The organism is Bacteroides sp. AF39-11AC (assembly GCF_003474285.1).
Lineage (GTDB): Bacteria > Bacteroidota > Bacteroidia > Bacteroidales > Bacteroidaceae > Bacteroides.
Genome location: NZ_QROH01000005.1, coordinates 194,065 through 205,903 on the forward strand (window position 1 = coordinate 194,065; position 11,839 = coordinate 205,903).

Below are 11,839 nucleotides of genomic sequence, written 5' to 3' on the forward strand. Positions count from 1 at the left end.
TGCAAAAATAGCATATTGTATTCGTATTCTGTTTGTCTCATTCCATTTAGATATGTTTTTTTCTATTCAATAATATCTTTTCTCTAACTTTTTTGTAACTTTGCACCCTTAAAATAAGGAGGGTCGCTTTAGCATGTTTCAAAGTGTCTCCTTAATCGTTAAATTGTAAATAGTTAAATTGCAAATAAGATGGGTAAGAAGTTTGCCGAATATTCGCAGTTCGACCTCTCAAAGGTAAACGCGGAAGTGTTGAAGAAATGGGACGAGAACCAGGTTTTCGCCAAGAGTATGACAGAACGTGAAGGCTGTCCTTCTTTCGTTTTTTATGAAGGACCGCCCTCTGCCAACGGTATGCCGGGCATTCACCACGTAATGGCTCGCTCCATCAAAGATATTTTCTGCCGTTACAAAACCATGAAAGGTTTCCTGGTGAAACGTAAAGCCGGCTGGGACACACACGGACTTCCCGTGGAACTGGGTGTGGAAAAAGCAATGGGCATCACCAAGGAAGATATCGGTAAAACGATCTCCGTAGCCGACTATAACGCTGCCTGCCGCAAAGATGTGATGAAGTTCACCAAAGAATGGGAAGATCTGACTCACAAGATGGGGTATTGGGTAGACATGACCGATCCTTATATCACCTACGACAACCGCTACATCGAAACCTTGTGGTGGCTGTTGAAGCAACTCTATACGAAAGGGTATCTTTATAAAGGGTACACCATACAGCCATATTCTCCCGCTGCCGGAACAGGACTGAGCTCACACGAACTGAACCAGCCCGGTTGCTACCGCGACGTGAAGGATGTGACCTGTGTGGCACAGTTCAAGATGAAGAACCCGAAGCCGGAAATGGCAGAGTGGGGAACCCCATACTTCATAGCATGGACTACCACTCCGTGGACATTGCCTTCGAATACCGCGCTTTGTGTAGGCCCGAAGATAGATTATGTAGCCGTACAAAGCTACAACGGATACACCGGAGAGAAAATCACCGTTGTACTTGCCAAAGCTTTGCTTTACACGCACTTCAACAAGAAAGCGGAAGACATCGCCCTGGAAGATTACAAACCGGGAGACAAGCTGATACCCTTCAAAGTTGTAGGAGAATATAAAGGTCCGGAACTTGTGGGTATGGAATATGAGCAACTGATACCTTGGGTGAATCCGGGTGAAGGCGCATTCCGTGTAATCTCAGGTGACTATGTGACGACAGAAGACGGTACAGGTATCGTACATATTGCTCCGACATTCGGTGCGGACGATGCCCAGGTAGCGAAAGCCGCCGGTGTTCCGCCGTTGCAACTCATCAATAAGAAAGGTGAACTCCGCCCGATGGTGGACCTGACCGGTAAGTTCTATAAACTGGACGAGCTGGACGAGAACTTCGTGAAAGAACGTGTAAACGTAGACTTATATAAAGAATATGCAGGCCGTTTCGTGAAGAACGCTTACGATCCGAACCTGACAGATCAGGACGAAAGTCTTGACGTAAGTCTCTGCATGATGATGAAAGCCAACAATCAGGCGTTCAAGATAGAGAAGCATGTGCACAATTATCCGCACTGCTGGCGTACGGACAAACCGGTATTGTATTATCCGTTGGATAGCTGGTTCATCCGCTCTACCGCTTGCAAAGACCGCATGATAGAGCTGAACAAGACGATCAACTGGAAACCGGAAAGCACCGGTACGGGACGTTTTGGCAAGTGGCTGGAAAATCTGAATGACTGGAACCTGAGCCGTTCACGTTACTGGGGTACTCCGCTGCCTATCTGGCGCACGGAAGACAACAGCGAGGAAATCTGCATCGGTTCTGTCGAAGAGCTTTATAATGAAATAGAGAAATCCGTAGCTGCCGGATTCATGAAGTCCAATCCTTATAAGGATAAAGGTTTCGTACCCGGTGAGTACAATGGAGAAAATTATGATAAAATAGACTTGCACCGTCCGTATGTGGATGATATCATCCTCGTATCCAAAGACGGCAAGCCCATGAAGCGTGAAGCGGACCTGATAGATGTATGGTTCGATTCCGGTGCCATGCCGTATGCACAAATCCACTATCCGTTCGAGAATAAAGAACTGCTGGATAGCCATCAGGTTTACCCTGCCGACTTTATCGCAGAAGGTGTGGATCAGACTCGCGGTTGGTTCTTTACGCTCCATGCAATCGCTTCAATGGTATTCGATACCATCTCTTACAAGGCTGTTATCTCTAACGGATTGGTGCTTGACAAGAATGGTAACAAGATGTCCAAGCGTCTGGGCAATGGCGTAGATCCTTTCTCTACTATCGAGAAATACGGGTCCGACCCCTTGCGCTGGTACATGATCACCAACTCTTCTCCGTGGGATAACCTGAAATTCGACGTAGACGGCATCGAAGAAGTTCGTCGCAAGTTCTTCGGTACATTATATAATACGTATTCTTTCTTCTCCCTCTACGCCAATGTAGACGGATTCGAATACAAGGAAGCTGACGTGCCGATGGCTGAACGTCCTGAAATAGACCGTTGGATACTCTCTGTACTGAATACGCTGATAAAAGAAGTGGATACTTGCTATAGCGAATATGAGCCGACAAAGGCCGGACGTCTGATATCCGACTTCGTAAACGACAACCTCTCCAACTGGTACGTTCGTCTGAACCGTAAACGTTTCTGGGGTGGTGAATTTACGCAGGATAAGTTATCTGCATACCAGACTTTGTACACTTGTTTGGAAACCGTTGCCAAACTGATGTCGCCCATTGCTCCGTTCTATGCAGACAAGCTCTATATGGACTTGGTTACTGCAACTGGACGCGACAACGTGGTGTCCGTACACTTGGCTAAATTCCCCGAATATAACGAGGAAATGATAGACAAGGAACTGGAAGCCCGCATGCAAATGGCACAGGATGTAACTTCCATGGTATTGGCTTTGCGCCGTAAGGTGAACATCAAAGTACGCCAGCCGCTGCAATGTATCATGATACCGGTAGTGGACGAGGAACAACGTGCCCACATCGAAGCCGTAAAAGCACTTATCATGAGCGAAGTGAACGTGAAGGATATCAAGTTCGTAGACGGTGCTGCCGGTGTGCTGGTGAAGAAAGTGAAATGTGACTTCAAGAAGATGGGACCGAAATTCGGCAAACAGATGAAAGCCGTAGCTGCCGCTGTAGCAGAAATGTCACAGGAAGCTATCGCCGAACTGGAAAAGAATGGTTCTTATACTTTGCAACTGGATGGTGCGGATGTGGTTGTAGAAACTGCTGATGTCGAAATCTTTAGCGAAGATATTCCGGGATGGCTGGTTGCCAACGAAGGAAAACTGACTGTTGCTCTGGATGTAACCGTAACAGAAGAGCTTCGCCGGGAAGGCGTTGCCCGTGAACTGGTTAACCGTATTCAGAATATCCGTAAGTCAAGTGGTTTGGAGATAACGGACAAAATAAAGATTACATTATCAAAAAATCAGCAAACAGATGATGCGGTAAACGAATATAAAGACTATATTTGTAACCAGGTTTTAGGAACCTCACTGACGCTGACCGATGAGGTGGAAAACGGCACGGAACTAAACTTTGACGATTTCTCCCTGTACGTAAGCGTTGTAAAAGAATAAAATACTAACGATTAAACACGTAAAGTTATGGCAGAAAAAACAAGATACTCGGATGCTGAATTGGAAGAATTCCGCGCCATTATTAATGAGAAGTTAGAATTGGCACAACGCGATTATGAATTGCTGAAAGCCAGTTTAACCGGAGCCGACGGTAATGACACCGACGATACGTCTCCTACGTACAAAGTTTTGGAAGAAGGTGCCAACACCTTGTCCAAAGAAGAAACTACACGCCTGGCTCAACGTCAGTTGAAGTTTATCCAGGGATTGCAGGCCGCATTGGTACGCATTGAGAATAAAACGTATGGCATTTGTCGTGAAACAGGTAAATTGATTCCTGCCGAACGTTTGCGCGCTGTGCCTCATGCTACGCTGAGCATTGAGGCGAAAAATAATACGAAAAAGTAAGGATGAACAAATACCTCACGAAAGGTCGCATTGCGCTGCTCGTTATTTTCTCGGTACTAATTGCTGACCAGATAATCAAGATCTATGTCAAGACCCACATGTATTGGCATCAGAGCGAAAACGCTATTAAATGGCTTTATGAGAAACTGGGCATGGTAAATGCAGAACCGCCTACGTGGTTTTATATTTACTTTACCGAGAATAACGGTATGGCGTTCGGTATGGAGATATTCGGTAAGTTATTCCTTACCTTGTTCCGTATTGTTGCCGTAGGAGCGATAGGGTGGTATTTGACGAGAATTATTAAGCAGGGCTTGAAGACAGGTTATATCGTGTGCGTATCTCTGATTCTTACGGGAGCATTGGGTAACATTATCGACAGTGTATTCTACGGTGTGTTGTTCAATGAGAGTACACATTCGCAGATAGCTACATTCCTGCCGGAAGGCGGAGGATATGCTCCTTTGTTCTACGGAAAGGTGGTGGATATGTTCTATTTTCCTATCATTGATACGAACTGGCCTCAATGGATGCCGTTGGTAGGTGGGGATCATTTCATATTCTTCAGCCCGATATTCAACCTTGCCGATGCCGCTATCAGTTGTGGTATTATTGCCCTGTTATTATTTTACAGCAAATATTTGAATGACTCTTATCATGCAATAAAGAAATCATGAAAGGTCTGCGTCGAATTCAATGGTTTAGCATATTCCTGTTAGCATCTTGTTTGACAGCCTGTCAGGTGAAAAGACCCAAGGTAGTTATATCGGATGCTAAAATGGAAAATGTGCTTTATGACTACCATATAGCAAAGGCTATGGGGGAAGAAGTCCCTTATACCGATGGCTATAAAAGGGTGTTGTACATTGAATCGGTGTTTAAAAAGCATGGCATTACGCAAGCCGAATTTGACTCTTCAATGGTTTGGTTCACGCGTAATCCGGAAGTACTCACCAAGATTTATGAGAAAGTAAACGCAAGGCTGAAAGCGGAGCGGGATGCTGTCAATCATTTAATTGCCATACGTGACAATAAGCCGAAGGAAAGTCTTCCGGGTGACAGTATTGATGTATGGGCATGGCAACGTATTTACCAGCTGACAGGTATGCCGATGGACAACAAGATTACTTTCGTTTTACCTTCAGATACCAACTTTAAAGACCGCGATACTTTGCGATGGAACGTTCGTTTCCGCTTCCACAACGGTGCGCCGGATTCCTTATATGCTCCCGTCATGGCTATGCAGATTGTCTATAAGGACAGCATAATCAGTGATATTCAGAAAGTATACAAATCGGGTATGGAAACGGTTTCACTCTTTGCCGATACGTTGGGAGAAATCCGGGAAATACGTGGGTATATCTATTATCCCGCAGCACAGGCTACCCGTACATTGCTGACCGACCGCATTTCGCTGATGCGTTATCATGCTACGGATACACTGTCGTTTGCTAAGAATGATTCTATTCAGAAAGATTCTGTTAAGACAGAGAAAATAGAATCTCAGGAACTCAAGAAAGAGGAACTCAAACCTGTGGAAGAAAAGATAAACGACAATCCGCGCAGACGTGATGCTGCCCGTCCACGTCCGTCTTCGGAACCTGCACTGAAGAAGTTGGACAAACCGGAACACGTTCAATTCCGTAAAGATAACCCCTGATGATCAAACGATTTGCTTCACACTTTATTTTTCTGCCCGGACATGGTTATCTCAAACAATATGTGGTAGGGGTGGAAGAAGGGCAAGTCGTGTCCGCCTTTCCCTTGACAGAGGAGATTGAAGGAGTGGAATGGTTTCCCGGAATCATTGCTTTATTGAATAATGAAGAAGATATTTCCAAAGACTACTCCGGTATATTCCAGAAATCAAATGAAGTATTACATGAACTTCCGGAAGTTTTCTGCAAAGAAACGTTTCCTTCCGGAATGAGTGCTTATCTGCTTTATCCTTTCGATTTTACAACGATGCTGCCTGTCGACGGAACTCGGCACAGACTACTGCGGTAGCAATTGCCACATTCAGTGACTCGGACGTTTCCCTCTCTGCGGGATAATTGGGAATATAAAGTTTGCGGTTAATGAGTTGCTCCACTTCTTTCCCGATCCCGTTGCCTTCATTACCCATCACAATCAATCCGTTGGATGATAATTTTTGTGTGTACATATTTTCTCCATCGAGGAAAGTACCATAAACAGGTATATCCTTTAGGCTTTGAATGAGGTCGGGCAGGGGAGTATAGTGCAGTTTCACACGGGCAATGCCTCCCATGGTGGCTTGAACCGTCTTTGGATTATATACATCTACGGTGTTCGGAGAACAGAAGATATGCTCTATTCCAAACCAATCTGCCAGACGAATGATGGTGCCCAGATTTCCCGGATCTTGCACATCGTCCAGCGCCAGACAAAGCGAATGGCTGATGACGGAAGCATCCATTTCATATTCCGGCTGCTCGAATATGGCAAGCACTTGCTGGGGAGTTTTCAATGAGCTGGCGCGGGAGAGGTCTTCGTCAGACACTTCCGAAACATCTTCTACCGGAAGCTTGGGATGTTGCGATAGCCATTCGGGCGTAGCCGCCAGAAAGCGGCAGGGAAAATGTCCTAACAAATCGCCTACCAGTTTAGGACCCTCTGCCAGAAAGACTTTTTCTGTTTTACGATTCTTCTTCAGCTCCAACGAGTGGATATATTTGATACGGTTTTTGCTCAGTGCCATAGCTTAAATGTTATCGTTTGGCAAAAGTACGTGATTATTTCTATATAATCAAAAAACGGAACACACTTCATCCGGTTTTTTATTTCGGAAAAGAAAAAATAGATTTATATTTGTAGTCAATTATGCGCAATTTATTAATTCTGGTATGAAGAAAGGCTTCCACTACGCACTACTTACTGCTGCCATACTTACATTAGCTTCCTGCTCGACCACCAAATATGTGCCAGATGGTTCATACTTGCTGGATGAAGTGCGCATACATACTGATAATAAAAATGTGAAGCCTTCTAATTTGTCCATATATGTGCGGCAAAATCCGAACTCCAAATGGTTCAGTCTGATTAAAACCCAGTTGTATGTTTACAACTGGTCAGGACGTGATTCTACCCGCTGGGTGAACAGAGCATTACGCAGGTTGGGAGATGCCCCCGTAATCTATAGTGAGGAAGAGACTGAACGTTCCCGGGAGGAAATGACGAAAGCCGTTCAGAATATGGGGTACATGGGTGCTACCGTAGAGTGCATCCCAAAAATCAAGAAGAAAAAGGTAAAACTGGCTTATAAAGTAAACACCGGAGAGCCGTATATTGTCCGTAGTCTGAAATATGATGTTCAGGATGAAAAGATCTGGGAATATATGCAGAAAGATTCTGCATCGACCTATTTATCCGAAGGTATGTACTTCAATGCCAACATACTGGGCAGTGAACGCCAACGGATCACGAGCAACCTGCTTCGCAACGGTTATTACAAATTCAATAAAGATTATATTTCTTATACGGCAGATACGGTACGTGGCACTTATCAGGTGGATCTGACCTTGCATCTGGCACGTTACAGACAGCATTCCGGTGCCGAGTTGCAGGATCATCCACAATATACAATTAATAAAGTGAATTTCATTGCGGACTATAACGTGCTGCAATCTTCAGCTCTCAGTAGTGTAGAAATCAATGATTCGATACACTATAAAGGGTTTCCCATATATTATAAGGATAAATTGTACCTGCGCCCCAAAGTATTGACTGATAATCTGCGGATAACTCCGGGAGATCTTTACAATGAACAGGATGTGCAGCGCACTTATTCCAACTTCGGACGCCTACCGGTATTGAAATATACCAATGTACGTTTCTTTGAAACACAGGTAGGTGATAGCGCAAAGCTGAATGCCTATGTAATGTTGACGAAGAATAAACATCAGTCTGTATCTTTCGAGCTGGAGGGAACAAACTCTGCGGGTGATTTGGGTGCCGCGGCATCTGTATCCTTTCAGAATCGCAATGTATTCAGAGGTTCCGAAACTTTCCTGGTTAAGCTTCGCGGAGCCTATGAAGCTGTTTCCGGTTTAGGGTATAAGAATGACAACTATACGGAACTTGGTGTGGAGACCAGCATAAACTTCCCCCGCTTTATGTTCCCGTTCATATCCAATGATTTCAAACGGAAAATAAGGGCAACTACGGAATTCGGGCTGCAATATAATTATCAGATGCGTCCGGAATTTACACGCATCGTTGCATCCGGTTCATGGAGTTATAAATGGGGCTTGCAGCGCCAGCGTTCGCAACACCGTATAGATCTCCTGGACATCAACTATTTGTATATGCCGTGGATAGAGCCCGAATTTGAAGATAAATTCCTGAACGATGAAAAGAACTATTTATTGGAGTATAACTATAAAGACCGTTTGATTGTCCGTACCGGATATAGTTACATCTACAACAGTGCGGGGCAGGCTTTGATGAACAATGCGGTGATTGGTAATTCTTATAGCATACGTTTCAACTTTGAGTCTGCGGGAAATCTTTTGTATGTGCTTTCTAAAATGAGCAATTTAAAGAAGAATGATCAGGACGAATATACTATCTTGAATATTCCGTATGCGCAATATATAAAGGGTGACTTGGACTTTGCCAAAAATATCGTCATTGATAACCGTAATTCTATTGCATTTCATATTGGGGGAGGCATTGCTATTCCTTATGGAAACGCGCAGATGATTCCTTTTGAGAAACGTTATTTCTCGGGTGGAGCAAACAGTGTACGCGGATGGTCGGTACGTAGTCTCGGTCCCGGTAGTTTTTCTGATGAAAAAGGTAACTTCATGAACCAGTCGGGTGATATTAAACTGGATGCCAGTATAGAATACCGCACACGTTTATTTTGGAAGTTCAGAGGTGCCTTGTTTGTAGATGCGGGAAATATCTGGACGATTCGCGAGTATCAGGATCAGCCGGGAGGTAAATTCAAGTTTGACCAGTTTTATAAGCAAATAGCCGTAGCTTACGGTCTGGGACTACGTCTGGATCTGGATTTTTTTGTACTTCGCTTTGATGGTGGTATGAAGGCTATTAATCCTGAAATGGGAAAGGATCGTTATCCCATTCTGAAGCCTGACTTCGGACGTGACTTCGCTTTCCACTTTGCAGTAGGTTACCCATTCTAAAAAAATCGGGAGGGGTATAAAAAGCAACGGGCGAATGATTGCTCATCCGCCCGCATATTCAAATTCTTTTCTTAATTAGCGTGCAGCGTAATAAGTGTTGATCATCGTTGCCTGACGAGCAGCAGCTACGCCTTGTGCATCCAATGTCACATTCATTGCTTCACCATTCGGCAGATACATCTGTGCGGTACCATCACCGTTCATTTGCAGCAATTCAGTGCTAACACCTTCTGCAACAACATTCCAAGTGTTCAATTCTTTGTCGTAAACCAACTCCATAGCAGTGGTTTCACCTTCTTTTGTGATAGAGTAACCGTTCTCCAATGTTTTTACGAGATAGTTTCCGTTTTCACCTTTTACTTTCTTCACATCACCCACGTTAGCCATCGGATTGGAACCGCTCCAGAATTCAATGGAGTTGATTACCAACGCATCTGCCAGATAGCAAACAGGATATACGGGGATAATGTTGCAAGCCAGATAAACAAGCTCATTAACAAACTTTGTACCGATATTTTGGTTCCAATTCACCAATTTACTGTGCAGGCCGAAAGAACCGATACAAGAACTGAAAAGAAATGCGCCACAAATCATCACGGTTGCAGCCAAATTCAAATTACTCTTTTTCATAATTACTTTCTTTTGTTTTACTGAGTTTATTGATTTAACTCTTTGCTCTTTTTCTTCGGGCAAATATAAGTGCTTTTTGTGAAAAATACACTTAAATAAGAGACAAAAACAAATTTTCAGTTAAACAGCCCCGGTAAAATTAAGGCTTTTTGGGAGTCAAAGCCTTACCCAGCCAGTGGTCTACGGCAAACTTTCCGGGACCGATAATATACATCAGTACATATACCACCAGATATATAAAAGCCAGTTCTTTGACCGCAAACGGATCGTTTCCGTGAATGACAAAAAATGCCATCCCCATTGTAAATATCATCGGCAGCATTGCCAGACGGTAAAGGAATCCAATGATAAATGCCATAGAACAAGCCAATTCACCGAATATGGCTAATCCTAAGGAAAGAGGACTACCCACACCCAGCGGGTCGGGAAATACAGCGGATAACTCCTGATAATTAGACCACTTTTCGATGCCGTGATTCATTAATAACAGACCAAATATAATTCTCACTATTAACAATATAGCAGACGCTGCTGCTCCATCCGGTTTAGACGGGAATAAAAATTTGTAAAGCATAGTCGTTCGTTTTAAACATTTATATTTAATATAACGAAAAATAAGGCATTATGGTTTATCTCTGCGCAAAGGTTTTATAATTACCCGCAAAGAAGGATCGTATGTAAAGTAACTCCACATCCAGTCTACGAAGATAAACAAACGGTTCTTTACACCGACAATACTCATTAAGTGAATGAATAGCCATACTGCCCACGCGGGGAAACCACCGAAGCGAAGTTTTTTCAGTTCCACCACTGCGTGATTGCGTCCTATGGTAGCCATGGAGCCTTTGTTATGATAAACAAAAGGTTGCATTTCAAGTCCCCGTTCCTTTCTATCCAGATTCTGGATCAGATTACGGGCTTGCTGAATGGCTGGTTGAACTACTTGTGGATGTCCCTTCGGGTATTCCTTGGAAATCATAAGTGCAGTATCACCGATGGCAAAAATATTGTTATAACCCTGAACACAGTTGTAGAGATCAACAAGTAGGCGGTTACCGGGACCATAGGCTTCTTTTGCAAGTCCCTCTATGCTGTTGGCACGTACACCTGCAACCCAAAAGACGTTGGTTGTTTCCAAGGTACGGTTATCACTCAGTGTCATAATTCCGTTTTCATAATTTGTTACCTGTACGTTAGTCCTGATTTCTACATCACGTTTTAGCAAGTAATTTGCCACTTCTTCCGAAGATTTTTCAGAGAAAGCGGAAAGCAGACGGGGGGCACCATCCACAAGGATAATGCGCATAAGGTTCATATCAAGATCGGGATAGTCTTGCGGAAGCACAAATTTCTTCATTTCTGCCAATGCACCGGAAAGTTCTATACCTGTAGCACCACCACCTACGATGACAAATGTCATAAGGCGTTTTCTTTTCTCCAGATTGCTGGTATTCTGCGCTTTTTCAAAACTTTCCAGTATCTGGTTGCGGTTAAACAGGGCCTCGGAAGTATTCTTCAGGGCCATTGTCCGTTGAGACAGCCCATCGTTACCAAAATAATTGGTACGGCATCCGGTAGATACGACCAGATAGTCGTATGAAAGAGCCCCGATGGAAGTCTCCAGAACATTATCTTCGGGAATCACCCGTTGTGCCTCACAGATACGTATATGGAAATGTTTTCTCTTTTTAAATATCTTGCGGTAAGGAAAAGAAATTGCACTCGGTTCAATACCGGCGGTTGCTACCTGATAGAGTAGGGGTTGGAAAATATGATGATTATTCTTGTCCAATAACACTATCTGGAATTTATCGCTTCTCAATTTTCGTGCCAACTTCAACCCACCAAAGCCGCCACCCACAATCACAAGTCGTTTTCGTCCCTCTTTATCGGGAATATCCATTTTTGTTTTCATAATGAAGTTCGTTATTCGTTCTAAAAGAATAACGCTAAATAGGGAATAAAGTTCTGGATTTCTTATTTCTTCATCTTTTTTTCTTAAAGGAAGAAGTTTGAAC

10 protein-coding genes are annotated in these 11,839 nt (G+C 43.7%); 6 read left to right on the forward strand and 4 right to left on the reverse strand.

The genetic code is table 11. The features are described 5' to 3' along the window. The first annotated feature begins 189 nt into the window (after window positions 1–189). The 5 genes from ileS to DW036_RS11985 are packed head-to-tail and all read left to right on the forward strand — an operon-like array spanning window position 190 to window position 6,030. Window positions 190–3,615: an isoleucine--tRNA ligase gene (ileS, locus tag DW036_RS11965; protein WP_118464587.1), complete on the forward strand. Its 3,426-nt coding sequence runs from the start codon at window positions 190–192 to the stop codon at window positions 3,613–3,615. A gap of 27 nt (window positions 3,616–3,642) precedes the next feature. Further along, complete coding sequence (locus DW036_RS11970; protein WP_118464589.1) at window positions 3,643–4,023, forward strand: TraR/DksA C4-type zinc finger protein; 381 nt, start codon at window positions 3,643–3,645, stop codon at window positions 4,021–4,023. A 2-nt stretch (window positions 4,024–4,025) separates the two neighbouring features. Next, window positions 4,026–4,700 carry a lipoprotein signal peptidase gene (locus DW036_RS11975; protein ID WP_118464591.1) on the forward strand — a complete coding sequence of 225 codons (675 nt, stop codon included), beginning with the start codon at window positions 4,026–4,028 and terminating at the stop codon, window positions 4,698–4,700. Next, the gene (locus DW036_RS11980; RefSeq protein ID WP_118464593.1) at window positions 4,697–5,683 is read left to right on the forward strand and encodes a DUF4296 domain-containing protein; all 987 of its coding nucleotides are present in this window, start codon (window positions 4,697–4,699) and stop codon (window positions 5,681–5,683) included. Before DW036_RS11975 ends, DW036_RS11980 begins: the two co-directional genes overlap by 4 nt. Next, entirely contained in the window at window positions 5,683–6,030 is a 348-nt protein-coding gene (locus tag DW036_RS11985; RefSeq protein ID WP_118464595.1) for a hypothetical protein, read from the forward strand. Before DW036_RS11980 ends, DW036_RS11985 begins: the two co-directional genes overlap by 1 nt. On the opposite strand, the gene DW036_RS11990 is transcribed toward DW036_RS11985, so the two are convergent. After that, the gene (locus tag DW036_RS11990) at window positions 5,981–6,742 is read right to left on the reverse strand and encodes an RNA methyltransferase (RefSeq protein ID WP_118464597.1); all 762 of its coding nucleotides are present in this window, start codon (window positions 6,740–6,742) and stop codon (window positions 5,981–5,983) included. The genes DW036_RS11985 and DW036_RS11990 overlap by 50 nt on opposite strands. A 145-nt stretch (window positions 6,743–6,887) precedes the next feature. Here DW036_RS11990 and DW036_RS11995 point away from each other — a divergent pair, with 145 nt between their 5' ends. Further along, window positions 6,888–9,191, forward strand: a complete 2,304-nt coding sequence (locus tag DW036_RS11995; protein ID WP_118464599.1) for a BamA/TamA family outer membrane protein — start codon at window positions 6,888–6,890, stop codon at window positions 9,189–9,191. 75 nt (window positions 9,192–9,266) lie between these two features. Here DW036_RS11995 and DW036_RS12000 read toward each other — a convergent pair whose 3' ends face one another. The 3 genes from DW036_RS12000 to DW036_RS12010 all read right to left on the reverse strand — a co-directional run bounded on the left by DW036_RS12000 (window position 9,267) and on the right by DW036_RS12010 (window position 11,736). After that, window positions 9,267–9,821: a DUF3332 domain-containing protein gene (locus DW036_RS12000; protein WP_118464601.1), complete on the reverse strand. Its 555-nt coding sequence runs from the start codon at window positions 9,819–9,821 to the stop codon at window positions 9,267–9,269. A gap of 139 nt (window positions 9,822–9,960) precedes the next feature. Beyond that, window positions 9,961–10,395, reverse strand: a complete 435-nt coding sequence (locus DW036_RS12005) for a DoxX family protein (RefSeq protein WP_118464603.1) — start codon at window positions 10,393–10,395, stop codon at window positions 9,961–9,963. Window positions 10,396–10,443: 48 nt separating this feature from the next. Next, window positions 10,444–11,736, reverse strand: a complete 1,293-nt coding sequence (locus tag DW036_RS12010; RefSeq protein ID WP_118464605.1) for an NAD(P)/FAD-dependent oxidoreductase — start codon at window positions 11,734–11,736, stop codon at window positions 10,444–10,446. Between the last annotated feature and the right edge of the window lie 103 nt (window positions 11,737–11,839).

Coding starts and splice junctions, on each gene's coding strand:
- ileS (WP_118464587.1), top strand. CDS start 190: ATGGGTAAGAAGTTTGCCGAATATTCGCAGTTCGACCTCTCAAAGGTA.
- DW036_RS11970 (WP_118464589.1), top strand. CDS start 3,643: ATGGCAGAAAAAACAAGATACTCGGATGCTGAATTGGAAGAATTCCGC.
- DW036_RS11975 (WP_118464591.1), top strand. CDS start 4,026: ATGAACAAATACCTCACGAAAGGTCGCATTGCGCTGCTCGTTATTTTC.
- DW036_RS11980 (WP_118464593.1), top strand. CDS start 4,697: ATGAAAGGTCTGCGTCGAATTCAATGGTTTAGCATATTCCTGTTAGCA.
- DW036_RS11985 (WP_118464595.1), top strand. CDS start 5,683: ATGATCAAACGATTTGCTTCACACTTTATTTTTCTGCCCGGACATGGT.
- DW036_RS11990 (WP_118464597.1), bottom strand. CDS start 6,742: ATGGCACTGAGCAAAAACCGTATCAAATATATCCACTCGTTGGAGCTG.
- DW036_RS11995 (WP_118464599.1), top strand. CDS start 6,888: ATGAAGAAAGGCTTCCACTACGCACTACTTACTGCTGCCATACTTACA.
- DW036_RS12000 (WP_118464601.1), bottom strand. CDS start 9,821: ATGAAAAAGAGTAATTTGAATTTGGCTGCAACCGTGATGATTTGTGGC.
- DW036_RS12005 (WP_118464603.1), bottom strand. CDS start 10,395: ATGCTTTACAAATTTTTATTCCCGTCTAAACCGGATGGAGCAGCAGCG.
- DW036_RS12010 (WP_118464605.1), bottom strand. CDS start 11,736: ATGAAAACAAAAATGGATATTCCCGATAAAGAGGGACGAAAACGACTT.